Below are 21,761 nucleotides of genomic sequence, written 5' to 3' on the forward strand. Positions count from 1 at the left end.
CGAGAGCGGAACAGGAGAGAGGAATAATCCCTCCCGTCCACAGCATCCTCGCTGTGTTACTACAAAGGAACCCAAATCCACCGGACATCACATCCGGCAAACCGGGGTATCAACATATCTGGCGTTGACTTTTAGCACGCTGTTGAGTTCTCAAGGAACGGACGCTTCCTTCGGAAACCCTTCCAGGATCCCTCCGGGCGCTTTCCCTTCGGTGTGTCCAAACTCTATCAGGGTTTTTCACCCTCCCCGACCACCGTTCTGCGCACATGCAGAAGCAGTACCCGGTTCCGGGCGAGTTCATCTTGACAGGAGTTCCGCCGACGCCGACCCGTCGGGCCGCGTCAAGCAGGGGTATGACCCTACAGCCCCTTTACCTCTGCCCGCAAATCGGTTACGCGCCCTCCGCACGCTCCTCTCGTGCGGAGGCGCCGCTGGCCATGACTTACGCTCTGTTCAGCACCCCGTCCCGCTCACTCACAGTGACGACGGATCCGAGAACACTCCGCCCACTGGGAGGTCCCATGACCCTCGTGTCAGCTCCGCTGTCCGGCCGCGCCATCGGTCTCGCCGCCGTACCCGACCCCGTGTTCGCCGGGGCCATGGTCGGGCCAGGCACCGCCATCGACCCCGTGCGTGAGCCGACCGAGGCCGTCTCCCCCGTCGACGGCATCGTCGTCTCCCTGCACCCGCACGCGTTCGTCGTCGTGGACGGTGACGGCCATGGTGTGCTCACCCATCTCGGGATCGACACCGTCCAGCTCAACGGCGCCGGTTTCGAGCTGCTGGTCAACAAGGGCGACGCCGTCACGCGCGGTCAGGGTGTCGTGCGGTGGGACCCCGCGGGCGTCGAGACGGCCGGCAAGTCCCCGATCTGCCCCGTCGTCGCACTTGAGGCCACCGCCGACTCGCTCGCCTCCCTGCGCGAGAGCGGCGACGTCGCGACCGGTGAGACGCTGTTCGACTGGCAGTGAGCCGGAGTTCGGCAGCGGGCCGAAGCTCGATCGGCGGTTGAGGCCGGAAGCCGGGCACCCGGCTTCCGGGCTGCCGCACACCAACCGCGGTGCAGGGGGCCACCGCACGTAACACGGAGACGGTGAAATTGGAGACAACGCTGCGAGGCGTCGGTGTCAGCCACGGTGTGGCGATCGGCGAGGTACGGCACATGGGGACGGCCGTCCTGGAGCCGCCCGCCAAGCAGATCCCCGCGGGGGAGGCCGAGCGCGAGCAGGGTCGGGCCCGGCAGGCTGTCGAGGCGGTCGCCGCCGACCTGATCGCCAGAGGCAATCTCGCCGGCGGCGAGGCCCAGGCGGTCCTTGAGGCGCAGGCCATGATGGCGCAGGATCCCGAGCTGATCGCGGACGTGGAGCGGCGGATCGCCGTGGGCAGCACCGCCGAGCGCGGTGTGTACGACGCGTTCGCCTCGTACCGCGCACTGCTCGCGGGCGCCGGTGACTACCTGGCGGGGCGGGTGGCCGACCTCGACGACGTGCGCAACCGCATCGTCGCCAGGCTGCTCGGCGTGCCGATGCCCGGGGTTCCCGACAGTGACGCGCCGTATGTGCTGATCGCGCGGGACCTCGCCCCCGCGGACACGGCGCTGCTCGACCCGTCGCTGGTGCTCGCCTTCGTGACCGAGGAAGGCGGACCGACGAGTCACAGCGCGATCCTGGCGCGAGCTCTCGGGGTGCCCGCCGTGGTTGCGCTGCCGGGTGCGACGGAGCTGGCGGAGGGCGCGGCGGTCGCCGTGGACGGTTCCACCGGCGAGGTGTTCGTCGAGCCCGGCAGCGAGCGGCGTGCGCAGCTCGAGCAGATCGCCGCGGAGCGGCGGGCCGCGCTGGGCGCGGCGACCGGCCCGGGTGCGACGTCGGACGGGCACAAGGTGCCGCTGCTGGCCAACATCGGTGGGCCGGGGGATGTCGCGGCCGCGGTGGACGCCGGGGCGGAGGGCGTGGGGCTGTTCCGTACGGAGTTCCTGTTCCTCGACGGCGGTGGGCAGGCGCCGTCGGAGGAGAAGCAGATCGCGGCCTACCGCCCGGTTCTCGAGGCGTTTCCCGAGGGCCGGGTCGTGGTGCGGGTGCTCGACGCGGGGGCGGACAAGCCCTTGGCGTTCCTGACCCCGGCCGACGAGCCGAACCCTGCGCTCGGCGTGCGGGGGCTGCGGAGCCTGCTCGACCATCCGGACGTGCTGCGGACGCAGTTGGCCGCGCTGTCGAAGGCCGCCGAGGGGCTCCCGGTGTACTTGGAGGTCATGGCGCCCATGGTGGCGGACCGCACGGACGCGAAGGCGTTCGCGGACGCCTGCCGCGAGGCGGGGCTGCGGGCGAAGTTCGGCGCGATGGTGGAGATTCCCTCCGCCGCACTGCGTGCCCGCTCCATCCTGCAGGAGGTCGAGTTCCTCTCCCTGGGCACGAACGACCTGGCGCAGTACACGTTCGCCGCCGACCGGCAGGTCGGCGCGGTATCGCGGTTGCAGGACCCGTGGCATCCCGCCCTGCTCGACCTGGTGTCGCTTGCGGCGGACGGTGCGGAGGCGGAGGGCAAGAGCTGCGGGGTGTGCGGTGAGGCGGCCTCCGATCCGCTGCTCGCGTGCGTGCTGACGGGTCTCGGGGTGACGTCCCTGTCGATGGGCGCGGCGTCGATTCCGTACGTGCGGGCGGCGCTGGCGAAGCACACCCTGGCGCAGTGCGAGCGCGCGGCGGCGGCCGCGCGGGCCACGGACTCCGCGCAGGAGGCCAGGCAGGCGGCGCAGGCGGTGCTCTCCGGAGAGTCGCACGCGTAGCGGACGCGCGTGACCGCCGTCAGGGCGGTGCGGGGTGGGCCGCCGGCCGGGGTTTCCCGTCGGCGGCCCCGTTCATGTTTCCGCCTGCGCGGTCAGTGGTGGAGTCCGGGCTCTTCCGGGCCGAGGTCGAAGCCGGCCCGGTAGTCCACGTCCGGTTCCGGGCCGATGGGTTCGCCCGTCTCCGCGTCCGTGCAGTACGCGTTGAACACCTCGGCGGCCGTCAGGGGCGCGAGGTGCCCTTCGGCGAGGTGCCAGCCGTGGAGGCGGTCGGGGGCGCCGTGGGCGGTGGTGCGCATGACGACGCCTCCTCGCGTGCCGAGGGCGATGCCCGTGGCCAGGACGCAGACGAACTCGGCGCTCTGCACGGTGTCCAGGACGGTGGGACCGTCCGTCTGCTCGGCCTGGAGGACCGCGGTCAGTTGTTCCTCGGCGGCGGGGATGCTGCACACCATCTGGTGCGTGCCGGGTCCCGCGCCTTCCAGGAGCCGCCACAGGAGGCGGTGGGCCTGGTCGAAGGCGGCCTGCCCGATGTCCTCGCCGCAGTCGGCGCAGGAGCCGAGGTCGGCGAGTACCGCCGTCGCGTACGCGTGGGTCGCCTTGCGGACGGCGGTCTCGGCGAGCGTGTGCAGCAGGCTCTCGAACGGCGCGCCCGTGTAGGGCACGACGGCGCCGCCGGTGGCAGCGATGTGCGCCGTGTAGCGGGCCCTGACCGCGGGAGAGTCGGGGTCGAGGCCGGCGTCGGCGCAGTACCAGGCGTATTCCTCGGGGTCGAACAGGGCGGCGCCGACGTGCAGTGACTCGCGGGCGAGGCCGCGCAGCAGGGCGTCGGCCTGCCGCCGGTAGGCGGAATGGTCGTCGAAGGGGAAGCTGCGGTAGCGGCACATCGCCGCGAAGTCCTGCTCGTCGGCCAGGAGGCCGACCGTGCTGGGTACTTCGCGGCGCAGCGCCCTGCGCAGCGTCCTGGCCGTGGGCCGTCCGCCGCTGTCGTCGGTGTGTGCTGTCATGGCTCCCCCTGAGGTCACGCGCTGTCCGGGTGGTGCGCTGTGGTCTCACTCACCGTAACGAGGGGGTCTGACAGTGGCCCGCTCGTTCAGTGGCGGTCGCGGGCGAAGCGCTCGTAGAACCGCAGGACGTCGATGTCGTCGACGGAGCCCGGGTTGACGGCCTTGTCGAGTCGGGAGCCCTGGAGCAGGCGTTTGACGGGGACTTCGATGCGCTTGCCCGTCAGGGTGTGCGGGACGCCGGGTGCCTCGATGATCTCGTCGGGTACGTGGCGGGGCGAGAGGTCGGCCCTGATGGCCTGTTTGATGCGCAGGCGGAGGTCGTCGTCGAGGCTCGCGCCCTCGGCGAGGTGCACGAAGAGCGGCATCCAGTATCCGCCGTCGGGTTGTTCGATGCCGACGACGAGGGACTCGCGGATCTCGGGGAGTCGCTCGACGGCCTCGTAGATGTCGGCGGAGCCCATGCGCACGCCCTGCCGGTTCAGGGTGGAGTCGGAGCGTCCGTGGATGATGACCGTGCCGCGGTCGGTGAGGGTGATCCAGTCGCCGTGCCGCCAGACGCCCGGGTAGGTCTCGAAGTAGCTCTCGCGGTAGCGGCTGCCGTCCGGGTCGTTCCAGAACCGGACCGGCATCGACGGCATGGGGCCCGCGACGACGAGCTCGCCGACCTCGCCGATGACGGGCTTGCCCTGGGCGTCCCACGCCTGAAGATCGGTGCCGAGGCCCGCGGCCTGGAGTTCGCCGATGTGGACGGGGAGGGTGGGCACGGCGCTCGCGAAGCAGCTGCAGACGTCGGTGCCGCCGCTGACGGAGGCGATCCACAGGTCGTGGCCGACCTCGTCGTGGAGCCAGCGGAATCCGTCGGGCGGCAGTGGGGATCCGGTGGTGGCGACGCATTTGAGGCGGGAGAGGTCGTGGTCGCGGCCCGGGTGGACGTCGGCCTTGCGGCAGGCCATCACGTACGCGGCGGAGGTGCCGAAGAGGGTGGTGCCGGTGCGTTCGGCCACGTCCCACTGCGCGTCGGTGCCGGGGTGGGCGGGGCTGCCGTCGTAGAGCACGACCGTGGTGCCGACGAGGAGTCCGGAGACGAGGAAGTTCCACATCATCCAGCCGGTGGACGTGTACCAGAAGAACCGGTCCTCGGGCCCGAGGTCGCAGTGCAGGCCGAGTTGCTTGACGTGTTCGAGGAGGATGCCGCCCTGGGACTGGACGATGGCCTTCGGCAGTCCCGTGGTGCCCGAGGAGTAGAGGACCCACAGCGGGTGGTCGAAGGGGACGTGCGTGAATGCGGGTTCGGTGGTGCCGCCGACGAGCGCGTCCCAGTCGAGTGCCCCCTCGGGGGGCTCGGTGCCGAGGAGCGGTACGTGGACGACGGCGCGCAGCGTGGGCAGTTCCCGGCGCAGTTCGGCGACGACGCCGGTGCGGTCGTGGGTCTTGCCGCCGTAGCGGTAGCCGTCGACGGCGAACAGGACGACGGGTTCGACCTGCTGGAAGCGGTCGAGGACGCTGCGCGCGCCGAAGTCGGGGGCGCAGGACGTCCACACGGCGCCGACGGCGGCGGTGGCGAGGAGCGCGACGACGGCCTGCGGCACGTTGGGGAGGTAGCCGCTGACGCGGTCACCGGGGCGCACGCCGAGTTCACGCAGGTGGGCCGCGAGCCCGCCGACCTGGTGGCGGAGTTCCCGCCAGCTGGTGGTGGTCTGCTGCTGGGTCTCGTCGACGTGGAGGAGCGCGGGCAGTTCGGCCCTGTCCGGGTCCTCGCCGGCGCGCAGGGCGTGTTCCGCGTAGTTGAGGGTGGCGCCGGTGAACCACTGGGCGCCGGGCATCGTGCGGTCGCCGATGACCTGCTCGTACGGGGTGGCGAAGCGGATGCCGAACCATTCGGCGACGGCGGCCCAGAACGTGTCGAGTGCGTCGACGGACCAGCGGTGCAGCGCCGGGTAGCCGCCGTCGGCCGGCGCGCCGTGGTGTTCGGCCGCCCATGCCTGGAACCGTGTCACCTGCGCGGCGGCGACGCTCTCCGGCGTGGGCCGCCAGAGAGGGGCAGGGGTGGGTTCTGTGATCATGGTACGGCTCCCGGCCTGGGCTCGACGCTGGTGTGCGACGCGCGTGCCCGTGCGGGGTACGCGCGGGACACGGCTGACAGGGACGATGCCACGTGATCGTCTCTCGCACCAGGCTGCGCTGCCCGCCGCCCGCCGCTCGCCGCGCCGCTTGGACGTGGTCGCACGGGCGCTAGGGCCGGCCCGTGCGGGCTCCCTCCGTGCGGGGTCCGTCCGTACGTGGTCCGTCCGTAGGTGGTCCGGGCGGCGGCGCGCCGGTCAGATGTTCAGCACGCGCCGCGCGTTCAGGTGGGCGATCCCGCTCTTCACCTCGGGCGGGAGCGCGGCCTCCTCGATGGAGGCCACCGCGTCGGCGGTGTCTTCGTACGGGTAGTCGACGGCGAACATGACCGAGTCGGCGCCGACGGTGAGGACGGCGGCCCGCACGGCCTCCGGGGCGAGTATCCCGCTCGTGGTGATCAGGATGTTGGATCCGATGTACTGCGACGGCATGCGTTCGAGCGGTTCGTCGACCTCGAGCGTGCGGTAGCGGGAGTCGAGGCGGGAGCGCTGGAACGGCAGGAACTCGCCGAGGTGCCCGAGGATCAGCGTGGCGCCGGGGTGCCGGTCGAAGACTCCGGCGTACACCAGCCGCAGGGCGTGGCCGCCGGTCTCGGCCTGCCAGCTCCAGCTCGCCCCGTACATCTCGGGCCGCCCGCGCATCACGTGCCAGTCGTCCGCCGGCAGCGAGCCGGGGTGCAGGTACAGCGGCACGCGCAGTTCTTCCAGTGCGCTCCACAGCTCGTCGTAGGCGGGATCGTCCAGGTACCGGCCCTGCGTGTGGTCGTTGACCAGTGCGCCGCTGAAGCCCAGGTGGCGGATGCAGCGTTCCAGTTCGGCCACCGCGGCCGCGGGGTCCTGCAGCGGCAGGGCGGCGAACCCGCGGAAGCGGGAGGGGTGGCGGGCGATGGTGCCGGCGAGATGGTCGTTGGCGAATCGGGCGTTGCGCACCGCCGCGCGGGTGTCCGCGTCGGCCTGGATGCCGGGGACGCTCAGCGAGAGGACCTGGATGTCGATGCCGTGGGCGTCCATGTCGGGCAGGCGGTACTGCTCGAAGTCGTCCAGGCGCCGCATGCAGTGCTCGGCGTACTGGTCGCTGGTGCGGATCCTCATCGGGGCCGCGCCTTGGCGTGCGGCCAGTTCCGGGATGGTGAAGGCCTCCTCCAGCGCGATGTAGGCCATGGCAGGGCTCCTCGGTCGTCTGCGGTGACGGTGTGCGGGCGTGGGGTGTGGCTCGGGACTCAGCCGAGCGGTACGACGATCGCGCCGGCATGGTCGCCCGTCCGCGCCTCGTCGAGCATGAGCGCGGCCACGGAGGCGCGGGACATCCTGGGCGGCAGGAGCGGGCGCCGCAGTTCGGCGAGCGGCACCGTGCGGCGATCGGGGCTGAGGGGGCCGTTGGTCAGATCCGGCGCATGGAACACGCTGGCGCCGGCATCCAGGGCGATCCGGTCCGCCTCGGCCTTCTCGGCCAGTTCGGCGCCGACGGCCATCCGCATCACGGCCTGGTAGATCCGGCCGCCCGCGCCGGTCGACTCGCCCGAGCCCAGCGCGCCGAGCCATACCGTGCGCACGCGTGCCGCGGCGAGCAGCCCGGCGCCCGCAACCAGCGCTCCCGGACCTTCGCCCTTGGCCAGGCCGATGGCCGATATGGCCACGTCGACGTCGTCCAGGGCCGGGAAGGTGCGCGGGGAGCATACGTCCGCCCGCCGGACGTCGATCGCGCCGGGGCCCGACGCGGTGAACCCGTCCGGGTCGCGCACGAGCGCCACGATGTCGTGGCCCCGCTCGATGGCCTGGTCCACGAGCAGGCCGCCGACCCTGCCCGACGCGCCAAGTACTGCGATTCGCATGGTGATCCGACTCCTGACTGAACAACTGTTGGTTACATGAGTAAACAAGTGTTGGTCAGCGGCTGTCAAGCGGCGGAGACGGTAAAGTGAACAGCCGTAGCCGAACGGTGCAGCCGGTGCACGAGGCCGGAAGGGAGCAAGGGTGGCGTCTCGGGAGCAGCCCGCCCGCCGCCGGCGCAATCCGCGAGGACAGGGGCAGGTACTCAGGACCCAGCTCGTGGATGCCGCGGCGAAGCTGCTGGCCACGCTCGACCAACCGGAGACGCTGACGCTGCGGCAGGTCGCCCGCGAGGTCGGGGTGGCGCCGGCCAGTATCTACAGCCATTTCCCCGACCTGGGCGCGCTGGTCCAGCACGTGCTGCGGCTGCGCTACGACGAACTGGCCCGTTCGATGAGCGAGGCGGCACGATCCGCCCCCGACCCGCTGTCCGACCTCGTAGCCAGGTGCGCGGCCTACGTGCGCTGGGGCGTGGGGCAGCCCGGGCACTACCGCACGCTCTTCGGCGGCCGGATGCCCGCCGATCTCGTTCCCGTGTCGGCCCACGGCGCCGGGGCCGACCTGCTGGGATCCGTCGTCGACTCGCTCGCGGCCGTCACCGATCCGGACGGGACGCGGTCCACGGCCGGGCAGCGCCGGCAGGCGGCGCTCCTGCTGTGGAGCGCGATGCACGGCCTGATCCTGCTCTACAACGACCACGGCGCCATGGACTGGCCCCCGCTCGACGACCTGCTCGCGGCTCTGATCGGCCTGCACGCCGCCCGGCCAGCGGCCGAGGTCGCGGCCCGCCTGCCGTCCGACGACGGGCCGGGCGCGGACGGCGCGAGCGCCACGGACGACGCGGGTCAGTAGCCCTCGTGGCGGTACGCGCCGGCGAACCAGTTCCGCGCTGCCGTCGTGTGCAGCGGGAACGCGAGCTCCTGCGGGCCGCGCAGCAGGTACCTGCCGTCCGTCTCCGCCGTGGGCCGGTCGGGCGGCAGGAGGTCGGCGCGGCGCGCGGGCAGCAGGCCGAACAGCAGCAGGTGGCCATCGGGCGAGCTGAGCGCGTCGGCGAGCCGCACGTCCTCGCGTACGGCCTCGATGCCCGTCTCCTCCCGCAGCTCGCGCACGACGGCCTCCCGCCAGTCCTCGCTCGCCTCGACGAAGCCGCCGGGCAGGGCGGTGCCGCCGCGCTGCGGCTCGATGGTGCGGCGGATCGTGACGAGCGCCGTGCCCTGCTCGTCGGTCACGGGCAGCAGGGCGACGGCGACCGGCAGCGGGTTGCGGTAGGCGGTGTCGCCGCAGTCGGCGCACGTGCGGGGCCACCCCGTGCCGACCGGGTAGCGGCCGCCGCAGCTCGCGCAGTGCGAGTCCGGCACGGGGGTCTTCGTGAATCCGTCAGGTCGCGGCATGCTCCGGTGCCCCGGTCGCCACCGTCATGGCGTGTTCCACGACCGTCACCAGGACCTCCTTCACCGATTTTCTGTTCCGCGCGTCGCACTCGACCAGCGGGACACTCGGATCGAGGTCCAGTGCCTCGCGCACGCTGCCCTCGGGGTAGCGGTCGGCGCCGTCGAATCGGTTCACGGCGACGGCGAACGGGATGCCGCGGCGCTCGAAGAAGTCCACGGCGGCGAACGAGTCGGCGAGCCTGCGGGTGTCGGCGAGGACGACCGCGCCGAGCGCGCCCTGTGCCAGTTCGTCCCACAGGAACCAGAAGCGGTCCTGTCCAGGCGTGCCGAACAGGTACAGCGCGAGGCCCTCGCGAAGCGTGATGCGCCCGAAGTCCATGGCGACCGTGGTGGTGGTCTTGCGCTCGACGCCGCTCACGTCGTCGACCGGGCGGCTGGCCTCGGTGAGCGCCTCCTCCGTGCGCAGCGGCTTGATCTCGCTCACGGCCCCGACGAACGTCGTCTTGCCCACCCCGAAGCCGCCCGCGACGAGGATCTTCAGGGTGATCGGGTCGGCGGGCCCCGATGCGGGTCCCCGGGCGGCCCCGCTCGCGCGTGCGGCGGCGGTGCCCGGGCCCCGGCGGTCGGAGGGGCCGGACGAGCTAGAGCGCCCGAAGGCCATTGATCACCTCTCGGAGGATGTTCACGTCCGGCAGCTCGGCCGGCGGAACGGGGCGGGTTACGTGGACGAGTTCGTCGTCGAGGAGGTCGCCGACGAGTACGCGGATCACCCCGACGGGCAGGTCGAGGCCCGAGGCGAGTTCGGCGATCGACTGCGGTGTCCGTACGCAGCGCTCGACGATCTCCACGTGCTCGGGCGACAGCTTCCTGTCGAGGCCGGGCCTCTCAGCGGCCGGCTCGGGGATGACAAGGGCGATCAGGTCGAGCCGGTGCCTGGCGCCCGTTCCGGTGCGGCCGCGCGTCATCGCGTACGGCCGCACCACGGGCCCGGCCTCACCGTCGAACCACGCCTGAGGGCCTTGACCTGTGTCCTTCATGTGCCGGGTGCTCAGCCTGACAGGCCACCGCGTCGCGGCGCGGTCGCGAGGTGGCTGCCCACCCGCTTCACCATGAGCGTCATCTCGTAGGCGACCTGGCCGACGTCGGTGTCGGCGTCGGCGAGCACGGCGAGGCAGCTGCCGTCTCCAGCGGCGGTGACGAACAGGAACGCGCCGTCCAGTTCGACGACGGTCTGCCGGACCTGGCCGACGTCGAAGTGCCTGCCGACGCCCTTGGCGAGGCTGTGGAAACCGGAGGCGACCGCCGCGAGGTGCTCGCCGTCCTCCCTGCTGAGGTCCCTGGACGCGCCGGTGGGGAGCCCGTCGCCCGAGAGAACGAGCGCCTTGCGGATGCTGGCGACCCGCCCGACCAGCTCGTCGAGGAGCCAGTCGAGCTCGCGGCCGCCGTCCGCCTGCGTCGCGCCTCGTGGTGTGTGCGGTGCGGTCATCGACCGTCCCCCTCCGATGTCGTTCCTGGTGTGCCACCGGGGGCGGCGCCGGGGTTTCCGGCGGAGTCCTCGGCTTCGTTCTGAAGGCGGCCGCGCTGCCAGCCGCGCTGGAGGGAGGCCATCCGGGTGCGTACGTCACGCGCCTCGCGCTCGGCGTCCTCGGGCGACGAGACCGGCGCGGGCGCCGGCGCCGAGGCGCGCTCGGCGGCGGCCTCACGCAGCTGCGGGGCGAGGTTCGCCTGCCGCACGCGCCGGGGCAGTCCGCCCGCGGCCGGACCCGAGGGGCCGGCCCCGTACGCGGGCTCCGCGCCGGCTCCGCGCCCTGCGGCCGCTGCGGGCCCCGTGGCCGGCGGTTCGGGGTGCGTCCTGCCCTGCTGCCGGTCGTCCAGGCGCCTGCCGCGGTCGGCGACGAGCGTGGGCGAGGTCCTGCGGCGCGGCAGCTCCGGCGGTGTGCCGTCGCCCTCGCCCGCCACCGGCTCGCCCGCCTGCTGGTGCTGGTCCTCGGCGGCCCAGGCGGCCGCCCTCGCGCGTGCGGCGGTGTCGCGGGCGGCCGCACGGTCGCCGGGCGCCGGCGCCTCCGGGAGCGCCGCAGGGGCGAGCCTGATGCCGTGTTCGGCCCGCGGTCCCGGGACCGTACCGGAGGCCTGCCGCCGCTTGCGGTCGAGCCGGAGGCCGGTCTCGGTGTCGGGCGCCTCGGTCAGCAGGGCCGCAGGCAGCAGGATGATGGCGGTGGTGCCGCCGTAGGGGGACGGTTCGAGTGAGACCCGGACGTTCTGCCGCTGGGCGAGCCTGCTGACGACGAACAGGCCGAGCCGGTCCGTGTCGGACAGCTCGAACTCGGGGGTCTCCGCGAGGCGCAGGTTCGCTTCGAGCAGCGCGTCGGACGGCATGCCGAGGCCGCGGTCGTGGATCTCCAGCGTGAAACCGCCCGCGGTGCGCTCGCCGTTGACCTGCACGGCGGTCTGCGGCGGCGAGAACACCGTGGCGTTCTCCAGCAGTTCGGCGAGCAGGTGGGTGAGGTCGGCGACGGCCGGGCCGCCCACGCCGATCCTGGGGAGCCTGCGCACCTCTACGCGCTCGTAGTCCTCGACCTCGGCCACGGCCGCCCGTACGACGTCCATCAGCTGCACGGGCTTGCGCCACTGCCGTGACGGCACGGCACCGGAGAGGATGACGAGGCCCTCGGCGTGCCGGCGCATGCGGGTGGTGAGGTGGTCGAGGCGGAACAGGTCGGCGAGTTCGTCGGTGTCCTCGGTGCGGCGCTCCATGGCGTCGAGGAGGCCGAGCTGGCGGTGGAGCAGTACCTGGTTGCGGCGGGCGAGGTTGACGAACACCTCGGCCACGCCGCGCCTGAGGTCGGCCTGCTTGACGGCGGCCTCCACGGCGGCCCGCTGGAGGGTGTTCAGCGCCTGCCCGACCTGGCCGATCTCGTGGTCCTCGTAGGCGAGCCTTGGCGCCTCGGTCTCGACGTCGACCTGCTCGCCCGAGGCGAGGCGGCGCATGACGGCCGGGAGGCGGACGCCCGCCGACTCGTTGGCCTCCTTGCGCAGTTCGGACAGGTCGTGGACGAGGGCGCGGCCGACGCGTACGGAGACGATCACGGAAGCGATGAGCGCGATGAGCCCGACGCCGGCGGCCGCGAGGAAGCGGAGGTAGACGTCGTGGCGCGCGGCGGTCACGTGGCGCTGGAAGAGCGAGTCGGCCCTGGCGCTCTCCTTCTGGGTGCCGGCCATGACGGGACGGGCGAGGTCGCGCCACTTCTGCGCCGACATCGTCCGGTCGTTGACCATGGCGCCGGTGGTGGCGATGTCGTTCTCGTGCATCGCCAGCATGTCGTTGGCGGCGCCCGAGTTGTACGCGCCGAGTACGGCGGACTCCGAGGACGGCAGGTCCGCGAGGCTGGTCTTGTAGAGCAGCTGGCGGTCGGAGACGAGGCCGGAGACCGTGCGGCGTTCGGCGGGGCTCAGTTCGCCTGCCACGAGGGCGGAGGTGACCAGGGCGTTCTCGCGGGAGAACATCTCCTGCGCCTGGAAGATGCCGACGAGGGCGCGGCCCTGGTTGTCGCCGTCGACGTCCTCCTTGCCGTAGACCGTGGAGAGGAAGAGGTACGCGGGGTCGACGACCGTGGCGTACGCGTCGAGCGCCTTGCCCCGCGAGAGGCCGTTCTTGTCGACGGACGCGCGGACCGCTGCCAGCCTTCGGGCCTGGGTGGTGAAGTCGTCGAGGTGCTTCCTCGCAGTCGCGTCGAGGTCGTCCCGCAGCGCCGGAGAGGCACCGGCCCGCACGCCGGCGACGGCGCGGTCGGTGGCGGCGCGGTCGGAGCGCAACTGCCGTGCCGTGTCCGAGTCGCCGGGCGCCGCGAGGAGTACGAGCGTGTCGAGCCGCTCCTGCTGGACGGCGGCGACGGTGCGCTGCACCGGCCGGCCGACGTCGGCGGCCGCGGCCTTGAGGTGGCGCAGGCGCAGGGCCTCGCTGCCGGTGAGCACGCCCGTGAGCGCCGACAGGGCGGTGACGGATATGAGCGGCACGAGCAACAGCGCCACGATCTTCCGGCGGATCGACTTCCCGCGAAAGCGCATGGCCTCCCCCAGATTCCCGGCAACAAACGGCGTGAGCCTACTACTGTCACACCGGCAACTCGAAGACGTGTCAGGAGCCTGACGGGCCGACCGGCGAGGGATTGCCGCCGGTTTTCCCCTTATGCCGTCCGGGTTCGGGCGGCACCGATGTGCCGCCCTCAACGAACCGGCAGGTCAGACGGTTTTGCCAGTTCAAACACACCACGCAAAACCTTCACTCGGCGCGGGCCGCGAACCGGGGGTGCCGCGGGGCTGTGGCACCGCCTGATTGCCGCGTAAATGTCTGGGAAAACAATGGTGTTACGGGAATCGCGTTCGCCCGCGGATCGTTTTCGTATCAGGCGGAGTGATCCGGCCATTGCCGGGCACTCGGCGTGCGGTCGGGTCGGGGTGGGGAGTGACGGTCCATGGACACGGACGAGCGGCGTGGCGGTGCGCCGGCAAGGGCGTTCACGGGCGTGGCGCGCGACCTGTGGGTCGAGGAGCCCGCGGTGCGCTACCGGATGGCCGATCCCGTCAGGACGGCGGCCGTGCGCGCGGTGATCGTGGCGGCCGTGACGCTGATCGAGGCCATGGTCGCGTTCCTCGCCACGCTGGCGGACTCGTGGCTCGCGTTCCCCATGGTGATCGCCGGTGTGGCGTCCACCGTGGCGGCGACGTGGGCCGTGCTCGACGTGTGGGTGACGCGCCAGATGTGGAACCAGCGCCACGGCGTGGTGTCCGTGCCGAGCAGTACGGCGCGCCGGCTTCGCAAGGAGCGCAGGGCCGCGCGGCGCGCGGCCCGTGAGGCGCAGCGTGCGGAGGCCCGGATAGCCAGGCGCGCGCGGCGCCGCCGCCCCGGGCCGCGGTCCGGCGGTGCGGGCGAGCGCCGTGGAGGCCACCGTCAGCACCACGCGCCCCGCTCGGCGGTGACGCGCTGACCGACGGGTCGCCGGTACCGTCAGTTCCCGTCGTCGTCCGGCGCCTGGTCGGCGGTGGGAGACTGCCCCACCGGAGCCACCCGCGGGGACGATTGCTGGGCGGGGATCTCGCGCGCCGTCTCCGGCGGGGCCGGGGCCTCCTGTGACGGCGTCCTGCGGAAGACGCGCGTCGCGGTGATCTCGCCGTGCACCTGCTCGCCCTCCGGCTCGTGTACGGGCAGACCGGGCCTCAGATGCTCCTCCACGCTGATGTACTTGAGCCCCGCCCGCAGGTCCGCGTCGTTGCGCAACCGGATGACCAGCGGGAACTCCGCGAGTGCCGTCGTGTCGAACAGCCCCGTCGTGTAGAGCAGCTGGACGCCCAGCGCGTCGGAGACGGCACGCTGCAGCTCCAGCAGGTACGTGGCGTTGGCGCGCCCGATGGGGTTGTCGAGGAACAGCGTGCCCGCGTGGCGGTGCTTGTCACGTCCACGGTCGTTGCTGCGCAGCGCGGCCATCGTGCAGTACAGGGCGATCGCGGCCGTCAGCAGCTGGCCTCCGGAGAAGACGTCCCCCATCTGGCCGACGGGGACGCGTTCCGCGCGGAGCACCGCGTCGGGCTTGAGGATCTCGACGGCGACGCCCTTCGGGGAGAGCGCGGCCCGCACGCCGCGCAGCAGCAGCGACATGCCGTCCCTGCGCAGGTCGGAGTTCTTGCGCAGCGCGGCGCGCGTGGCCTCGTCCACGACCTCGCCGAGCCGTTCCGTGAGGGTCGCGCGGTCCGGTTCCTCGAAGCGGATCCGCAGGAACTCCTGCCCCGACCACTCCCCGAGTCCCTCGGGGAGCCGGGAAAGACGCTGGGCGGAGCGCAGCGTCGTCAGGGCGGACTCCACGAGCCCGCGCAACCTGTCGACGATGGAGTCACGGTTGCGTTCGAGCTGGGCGAGCTCGTCGGTCAGGACGCGCAGGCGCGGCGCGAACGCCTCGGCCCAGCGCTCGGCGTGCTCGGGCAGCGCGGCCGCGGGCAGCTCGCGGATCTGCTGGCGCGCCGGCGTGCGGACCTGTTCGTAGCGTGTCGCGTTCGCGTGGCGTACGAGGACGTCGCTCGCCTCGCGGACCGCGGACTCGGCGACCGACAGGTCCTGTGCGCAGCCGCGCACCGACCTGCGGGCACCGGCGGCCTCGTGGCGCGCTTCGGCGAGGGTCCCGGCGTAGGGCTCGGGCCGCTGGGACGCCTCGTCGCCCGCCTCGCCGCCGGTGGTCGCGTGCTCGTCCTGTGCGGGCGCGCCGCGCAGTAGGTCGCGCAGGAGCGCGGCGGTCTCGTCGAAGCCGCCCGCCGCGTCCTCGGCGGCGCGGTGCGCGTGCAGCAGTTCGTCGTGCGCCGCGCGGGCCGCCTCCAGCGCGTCACCGCGCACGGCCAGTTCGCCGGTGGCGGTGCGCAGCAGGGCCTGGGCCCGGTCGGCGTCGGTGGGCACCTGCTCATCGGGCAGTTCGACGTGGGCGTCGCCGTCCTGCGGCGCGAGGCGCTCGGCCTCGCCTCGCAACCTGCCGAGCTGCTCGCTCGCGGCGGACGCGCGGGACTCCAGCATCTGCACCAGTGACTCCGCCCGGGCTGCGGCGGCCTGCCGGGAAGGGCCGTCCGCGCCGTCGGGTGATTCCAGTAGCTCGGACGCGCGCGTGCGTACCTTGTTGCTGAGCCGGTCGAGTTCGGCGAGGGCCGCGCTCTCGTCGCTCTCCGAGCGCGCCTGCTCCGCCCTCAGATCAGCGCCGACGCCGACCTTCTCGTACAGCTGGGACGCGGCACGGTAGGCCTCGCGGAGCGCGGGCAGGGCGGCGCGCGGCGCCTCGCCGTCCGGACGTTCGGGCTCGTTCTCGGGGGCGCCGGCGATCTCGGCGCGTTCGGCACGCAGGGTGCGCGCCGTGCGGCGGGCGTCGTCGGCGGCGCGCTGGGCTGCCCTGCGGTCCTCGTCCGCCGCGCGCGCGTGGTCGAGGCAGCCGGCCGCGCGGGCCTCGGCCTCGGCCGCGTCGTCGGCCAGTTCGCGGAGCGCGGCCTGCCAGGCGGGCCGCTCCCGCAGCCGGTGCGCGAGGCCGGACAGCGCGTCGGCGGCGCGCCGGGCGCGCTGGGCGGCCTCCTGGCGCTCCTCGCCGGCGCGCGCCGTGTCCGCGGCGGCCTGCTCGGCCTCCGCGCTCGCGGCGCGGGCCACGGCCAGTTCCTCCCCGGCACGCTCGGCGCTCTCGCGGGCCGTGCGGGCCGACGCGGCCAGCTCCGTCAGCGTCCCCGGTGGGCAGTCGGCACGCCAGGAGCCGATGCGGGCCGCGAGCGCGCGGTCCCCGGTGAGGCGTGCCGCGACCTCCGTGATCTCCTCGTCGCGCGCGGCTGCGCGGCCGCGCAGCGCCCGCCGCTCCTCGTCGGCCGCGTGCTCGTCGTGCATCGCCGGGTTGGGCGGGACGAGGAACACCCCGGCTGCGCCGTCCTCGCCACCGCGCGGCACGGGCGCGAGCAGCGCGGCCGCCGTGCCGACGGCGACGGTGGAGCGGGGCAGCAGGGCGGCGGCGGCGAGCACTTCGCGTGCGCGCGCGTGGGACGCGTGGTCCGTGATGACGACGCCGTCGACCAGTTCCGGGCGGGTGGCGAGGACGGCCGCGTGGTCGGCGGGGTCGACACTCTGCGCGAGGTAGCGCCAGCCGGGCAGCGCGGGGATGCCGTGCTCGCCGAGGTACTCGACGGTGGCGAGCACGTCGGGGCCGGGCGGCAGGAGCCCGCCGTCGCCGAGCGCGCCGAGGATGCGCGCGTCGTCGGCGGCCGCGGTGCGCAGGTCGAACAGGCGCCGCTCGGCGGAGACGATGGACTGGTCGAGCAGGTCGCGCAGTTCGTCGGCGTGGCCGTCGAACTCCTCGGCCGGCAGCGGCCCCAGGGTGGTGGACCCGCCGCCGTGACTGCCGGTGCGGGGTGCCGGGACGCCCGGGCCGCCGGACGCCGAGGGCAGGGAGAGCAGCTGGGTGAGGCGGTCGTCCGCCGCGATCGACTCCGCCGCGCGGCGCTCCGCCTCGTACGCGCGCTCCGCGGCCTGCGCCGCGTCCTTGGCGCGCGCGGCGGCCAGTTCGCTGCGGCTCTCGGCGCCTGCGGCCTCCCTGGCGCGCTCGGCGGCGGCGCGTGCCGCGGCGCGGGCGGTGTCGAGCGCCGCCGCGGCGGCCTTCTCGGCGTCGCTCGCCGCGAGCGCCGCGCGTGCGGGGTCGGCGCCTGGCGCCGCGTCGTCCAGCCAGCCCGCGCGTACGGCCTCCGCGGTCTCCTGCTCGACCTCGTCGAGGCGCCTGTGCAGGTGGTCGGACTCGCTGCGCGCGCGTTGCGCCGCGGTGGCCGCCGACGTGGCGTCGCGGTGTGCGGCGTCGGCGGCGTCCTGGAGGGCGGCGGAGCGCGCCTCCTCCTCGTTGGCGAGGCCTTCGGCGTCACCGGCGGCCGCGTGCAGGGCGCGTACGAGGTCGGCCGCGGCCGTGGCGCGCGCGGCGAGCGCGGGCGCCGCGTCGCGCTCGGCCTCGCGGATGGCGACGGCCACGCGCGCCGAGCGGTCGGCGGCGGCGCGGTGGCGCAGCACGGCCTCGGCGGCCTGCCAGGCGGAGTGCAGCGTCCGGGCGTCGGTCAGCTCGCGGCGCTGGGCGGCGGCGCGCTTCTCGGCGGCGGCCAGCGCGAGCGAGGCGTGCCGGTAGGCCAGTTCCGCGGCGATGAGCGCGCTGTGCGTGCGCGCGTCCTCCGCCGCGGTGACGGTGTGGGCGGCGTCCGTGACGCGGCTCGCCAGCTCGCCCGTGCGGGCACGTTCGCGGGCGGCGCGGGCGGCGAGGCGGCGCACCAGCGCGCGGGCGGCGCGTTCCGACGCCGTGTGGACCTCGCGCGCGTGTGTGCGGGCGTGGGCGGCCTCCACGATGCGGCCGAGCAGGTCGACCGAGCCGGCGGTGAAGTCGCGTTCCGCGGTGAGTTCGGCGCGGCGGCCCAGCTTGTTGCCGAAGCCGCCGACGAGGTCGGCGAGGCCGTCCGTGTCGCGCGTGTCGGTGACGGCCCGCAGCAGCAGGTCCGTGAAGTCGGAGTCCTTCTTGACGGCGAACAGGCCGGCGGCCTCTCCCTCGTCCGCGTTCATCTCGCGCTGGTAGCGGAACAGTTCGGGGTCGAGGCCCAGGTCGCCGAGGTGCTCGTTCCAGCGGTCGTGGATCTCCTCCCAGTACACCTCCAGGTGGGGGTAGGCCTTGCCCGCGTCGGTGAGGGCGTCGCGGAAGCCCTTCATGGTGCGGCGCCGCCCGCGCGCGCCCGAGGCGCCCTCGGCGGGCGGACGCACGGACTGCGCCTCGGCGACGGGCAGGGAGTCCAGGCTCAGGCCGGGGCCAGGCCTGAAGGAGTACCAGGCCTCGGCGAACTTGCGCGGGTCGCCGGAGACCTGGCGGCCGCGCCACTCGCTGGCCTTGCCGACGACGACCAGCTCGCCGGTGAGCGTGTGCTGCCACTCCAGGGCGACGTGCCCGCAGTCGTCGGCCAGCAGGAACTTGCGCAGCACGCCGGAGCTCGCGCCGCCGAGTGTGTTGCGGTGCCCGGGCAGCATCACGGAGAAGATCAGCTTCAGCAGGACGGACTTGCCGCCGCCGTTCTCCAGGAACAGCACGCCCGCGGGCGCGGGGCGCCGCGGCGGGCCGGCCGGCACGTCCTCGAAGAACTCTGCCTGCACGGGCGCGGGCGCCGGCACGGCGGCACCGACGCCGCGCAGGTCGAGCACGGTGTCGGCGTAGCGCGCTCCTGCGGGCCCGATGGAGTAGAGGCGGACCCTGGACAGCTCGTACATGGCGGCGGTCTCTCTTGAACTCGCGAACGATTGTGCGGAGGTGGGCGGTGGGCGGCGTCAGCCGGGTCAGCTGTGGAACGGCAGCCCCGCGCCCTCGACAGGACCGAGGTCGTCGGCATCGGCGCCGGGCGGCAGCAGCGTCGCCGAACCGTCCGTGACCGGCACGACGCCCAGCTCCGCGAGCTCGCCGAGGGCGGCGGACCCCGCCATGTCGCGGACCTGCAACTGGTAGCGCGCGGTGGTGCGGTAGGCGCCGCCCGCGTCGTCGCCCGTGCGGTGCAGGAACCCGGACTCGGTGAGGAAGGCGACGGCCTTGCCGACGATGCCCGTGGTGGAACCGGCGAGGCGGCGCGCGTCCTTGGTGGCGCCCGTGGCGCTGCGGCGGGCGTACACCCGCCACGCGGCCTCGAGACCGGGCGCGTCGCTCGCCGGGTCGGTGTTCTCGCCCGACTCCTCGGCCCGCTCCTCCAGGCGGCGGCACGCCTGGCGGACGAACGCGTCGACGCCGTTGACGGTGATGCGTCCGATGTACCCGTCGTCGGCGAGGTCCTCGGGGCGGGGGAACGCGAGCGCCGCGACGGCGAGATGGGCGAGGCCGTGCAGGAAGCGGTCGGCGGAGTCGCTTGCGGCGCGGCGCGCGTACTCGCCCATGCGGACGGCGAACACCGAGTCCTCGGCAGCCGTCACCGCCATGCCCGCGCGGACGGACACCTCGAGAACGACAAGACCGAGCCCGGTGGCGACGGCGTCGGCCACCCGGGCGAACGGGGGATCGTCGCGGTAGCGCCGCAGCAGCTCCGTGTACTCGGCGTCACGGGCGGGCAGCAGCCGCGGCTGGAGCCCGAAGGACACGAGCCGGGCCGCGTCCGCCGCGTCGGCGGGTGTGACGCCCGCGGGGGCGGCCGGTGCGGGCCGCTCTCCCCCGAGGTCGCCCCAGGCGTCGCTCGCCGCCGGGTGCTGGTCGCTCACGGACGTCTCTCCTCGGGTACGTGCGGACAACTGGCGACGGGCCGGCAGGGGCCGGTGACCGCAGGGTGCGCCCCGCAGGCCACCGGAAGGCGGTGCGCGGGTGCCGGGCGCTGCGGCCCCCGCGCCGTCACGCCGCCTCCGTGCGGGCCGTGGCCATGGCGGCCGCGTCGAGCAGCGCCGTGCCGACGATCAGGTCGGCGCCGCCGAACTCGGGGTCGTCAAGCGGTGTCCCGTCGTCCACGGCGAACAGCAGGCGCTCCTCACCCTGCCGGTACGCCGTTCCCACAGGCGGGCTGGCCGCGTGGACCGCGAGCAGCGCGATCAGGTACGGCAGGTCGGGGTCGCGGCGGCGCGCCTCGGCGAGCAGCCCGGAAAGGCGGCGGGGCGCGTCGTGTTCCAGCGTCAGCAGCTCCATGGCCTGGGCGAGCTGGTGCTCGCTGAACCTGCTGTCGTCCGGGGTGGCGACGAGATCGGGCTCGGGCATCTCAGCGCCCAGGTGCGCCCGTTCCACCGGCGGCGTCAGCAGGAGCTCCACCAGGTCGCCGACGCGGACGGCAGCCGGATTGCGCAGCCCCGTCCCCCGGGCGAAGTACGCGTCGGTGACGCGGGTCGCGTCGGCCACGGGCAGCGGCAGCAGGGGGGCGACGAGCTGGCCGTACAGGTCGAGCCCGGACCGGGCGGCGGGCGTGGCGAACGCCTGCCTGTCCTGTTCCGCGCGAAAGAGCGGGCCGGCCTCGAGCAGCCGCGACTGGAGCTGCGTGTGGCGGCGGATGCAGTCCTTGACGATGTCGACCAGTTCGGCGGCGCGCCGCTTGTGCTCCGCGGTCTTCGGGTCGGCGCCGGTCTCCGCCTCGTCGCGCGCCTTGCGGATGTTCGTCAGGATCGCGTTCTCGTGGCGGTAGCGGTCCGCGACGTGGTCGAGCGCCTCGTCGATCATGTCGGGTACGGCGTCGAGCCAGTCGACCGCGCGCACGTTGCGCCGGGTGGCCTCCAGGGTCCTGCGCAGCGTCTCCGCGTACTGCACCGTGCGGTACCTGGCCTGCTCGGCGGCGAGCTGCGCGTCGGCCAGGCGGCCGCGGCTGATCAGTACCTCGAGCTTGACCTCGGCGGCGATCTGCGCGCTCGTGACGTCCGTGTCGAGCGCGCCCACCAGCACGTTGACCGCCTCGTCGGTCGTACGCAGGTAAACGCTGCCGCCCTCGCCCGGCACCTCCTCGATGAGCTTGAAGTCGTAGTCCCTGCGGCGGTAGACGCCGTCGGTGCCGAACGTGCCGTAGACGGCACGGAATCCGCGGTCGACGCTGCCGACGTTGATCAGGTTCTCCAGCACCCAGCGTGCCACCCGCTCGTGTTCCGCGGCGGGCCGCCGCGGTGCCTGCGCCGCCACGCGCGGGAGGAGCCTCGCCACTATCTGCTCGTGGTCCGCGCCCGTGTCGAAGTCCATGTGCAGCGTGACCAGGTCGATCGCGGCGAGTGCCACCTCGGCCATCGCGTACACGCCGTACTCCCCCGCGAGGTTGGCCTTGCGCGCGTCCAGGTCGTGCAGCGGGGCCGTGCAGGCCAGGGCGCGCAGGCGGCGCGCGAGGCCCTCGTCGGCCGCCGGGCCCTGCGCGGGCCGCGGCCCGGCGCCGAGCCGGGGCGTAGCTGGGTGGGTCGGGGCGGGCGAAGTCACGGTGCACAGACTAGGTCCTGCCACTGACAGGGGCCGAAACGGCGCAGAACCGCCCACGTCGCGGCCGGGCCCGCGCGTCCCCCGCCGCGCCGGAACCACGCATCACCTGAAAAGATGCGGCCGTGACTCCGCTCCCCCGCCTGACGGCAGGGGGCCTCCAGCCAGAAGGTTGCGGTCCAGCCCGAACCGGTCCCTTTCGGGACGAGAAG

At 73.8% G+C, this 21,761-nt stretch carries 16 protein-coding genes; 4 read left to right on the forward strand and 12 right to left on the reverse strand.

What is annotated here, in order from left to right:
* The first annotated feature begins 521 nt into the window (after positions 1-521).
* Positions 522-971: a PTS sugar transporter subunit IIA gene (locus tag IH48_RS0121445; protein ID WP_030906967.1), complete on the forward strand. Its 450-nt coding sequence runs from the start codon at positions 522-524 to the stop codon at positions 969-971.
* Positions 972-1,099: 128 nt separating this feature from the next.
* Positions 1,100-2,779: a phosphoenolpyruvate--protein phosphotransferase gene (ptsP, locus tag IH48_RS0121450; protein ID WP_030906969.1), complete on the forward strand. Its 1,680-nt coding sequence runs from the start codon at positions 1,100-1,102 to the stop codon at positions 2,777-2,779.
* Between the two features lie 92 nt (positions 2,780-2,871).
* Here the strand turns inward: ptsP and IH48_RS0121455 are convergent, their stop codons facing one another.
* The 4 genes from IH48_RS0121455 to IH48_RS0121470 form a co-directional block, all read right to left on the reverse strand.
* Positions 2,872-3,783 (reverse strand): hypothetical protein, encoded by a 912-nt coding sequence (locus tag IH48_RS0121455; protein WP_037842902.1) that lies wholly within the window; start codon positions 3,781-3,783, stop codon positions 2,872-2,874.
* 86 nt (positions 3,784-3,869) lie between these two features.
* Entirely contained in the window at positions 3,870-5,846 is a 1,977-nt protein-coding gene (locus IH48_RS0121460; RefSeq protein ID WP_030906975.1) for an acetoacetate--CoA ligase, read from the reverse strand.
* 255 nt (positions 5,847-6,101) lie between these two features.
* Positions 6,102-7,064 carry an amidohydrolase family protein gene (locus tag IH48_RS0121465; RefSeq protein WP_030906978.1) on the reverse strand — a complete coding sequence of 321 codons (963 nt, stop codon included), beginning with the start codon at positions 7,062-7,064 and terminating at the stop codon, positions 6,102-6,104.
* Positions 7,065-7,123: 59 nt separating this feature from the next.
* Positions 7,124-7,735 (reverse strand): NAD(P)-dependent oxidoreductase, encoded by a 612-nt coding sequence (locus IH48_RS0121470; RefSeq protein WP_030906981.1) that lies wholly within the window; start codon positions 7,733-7,735, stop codon positions 7,124-7,126.
* Positions 7,736-7,877: 142 nt separating this feature from the next.
* Here IH48_RS0121470 and IH48_RS33545 point away from each other — a divergent pair, with 142 nt between their 5' ends.
* Positions 7,878-8,585: a TetR/AcrR family transcriptional regulator gene (locus IH48_RS33545; RefSeq protein WP_234434338.1), complete on the forward strand. Its 708-nt coding sequence runs from the start codon at positions 7,878-7,880 to the stop codon at positions 8,583-8,585.
* On the opposite strand, the gene IH48_RS0121480 is transcribed toward IH48_RS33545, so the two are convergent.
* From IH48_RS0121480 to IH48_RS0121500, 5 genes are read right to left on the reverse strand one after another with little or no spacing between them, the layout of a single operon-like run.
* Positions 8,579-9,124 (reverse strand): NUDIX domain-containing protein, encoded by a 546-nt coding sequence (locus IH48_RS0121480; protein ID WP_030906987.1) that lies wholly within the window; start codon positions 9,122-9,124, stop codon positions 8,579-8,581. The two genes, IH48_RS33545 and IH48_RS0121480, sit on opposite strands and share 7 nt — an antisense overlap.
* Positions 9,111-9,785 carry a GTP-binding protein gene (locus IH48_RS0121485; RefSeq protein WP_078849932.1) on the reverse strand — a complete coding sequence of 225 codons (675 nt, stop codon included), beginning with the start codon at positions 9,783-9,785 and terminating at the stop codon, positions 9,111-9,113. The genes IH48_RS0121480 and IH48_RS0121485 overlap by 14 nt, the downstream gene beginning before the upstream one ends.
* The gene (locus IH48_RS0121490) at positions 9,766-10,161 is read right to left on the reverse strand and encodes a DUF742 domain-containing protein (protein WP_030906992.1); all 396 of its coding nucleotides are present in this window, start codon (positions 10,159-10,161) and stop codon (positions 9,766-9,768) included. Before IH48_RS0121490 ends, IH48_RS0121485 begins: the two co-directional genes overlap by 20 nt.
* Before the next feature lie 11 nt (positions 10,162-10,172).
* Positions 10,173-10,610, reverse strand: coding sequence for a roadblock/LC7 domain-containing protein (locus IH48_RS0121495; protein ID WP_030906995.1), 438 nt, complete (start codon positions 10,608-10,610; stop codon positions 10,173-10,175).
* Positions 10,607-13,189, reverse strand: coding sequence for a nitrate- and nitrite sensing domain-containing protein (locus tag IH48_RS0121500; RefSeq protein ID WP_030906998.1), 2,583 nt, complete (start codon positions 13,187-13,189; stop codon positions 10,607-10,609). The genes IH48_RS0121495 and IH48_RS0121500 overlap by 4 nt, the downstream gene beginning before the upstream one ends.
* 407 nt (positions 13,190-13,596) lie before the next feature.
* Here IH48_RS0121500 and IH48_RS0121505 point away from each other — a divergent pair, with 407 nt between their 5' ends.
* A complete protein-coding gene (locus IH48_RS0121505; protein WP_234434339.1) occupies positions 13,597-14,109 on the forward strand; it encodes a hypothetical protein in 513 nt (170 codons plus the stop codon).
* A 20-nt stretch (positions 14,110-14,129) separates the two neighbouring features.
* Here the strand turns inward: IH48_RS0121505 and IH48_RS0121510 are convergent, their stop codons facing one another.
* The 3 genes from IH48_RS0121510 to IH48_RS0121520 form a co-directional block, all read right to left on the reverse strand.
* Positions 14,130-18,911 carry a hypothetical protein gene (locus IH48_RS0121510; protein WP_078849933.1) on the reverse strand — a complete coding sequence of 1,594 codons (4,782 nt, stop codon included), beginning with the start codon at positions 18,909-18,911 and terminating at the stop codon, positions 14,130-14,132.
* Between the two features lie 66 nt (positions 18,912-18,977).
* Positions 18,978-19,880: a hypothetical protein gene (locus IH48_RS0121515; RefSeq protein WP_030907021.1), complete on the reverse strand. Its 903-nt coding sequence runs from the start codon at positions 19,878-19,880 to the stop codon at positions 18,978-18,980.
* Between the two features lie 127 nt (positions 19,881-20,007).
* Complete coding sequence (locus IH48_RS0121520; protein WP_030907024.1) at positions 20,008-21,552, reverse strand: hypothetical protein; 1,545 nt, start codon at positions 21,550-21,552, stop codon at positions 20,008-20,010.
* Positions 21,553-21,761 lie beyond the last annotated feature (209 nt).

It is taken from the genome of Streptomyces sp. NRRL F-5126, from assembly GCF_000721265.1.
In the GTDB taxonomy this organism is placed as follows: Bacteria; Actinomycetota; Actinomycetes; order Streptomycetales; family Streptomycetaceae; genus Streptomyces.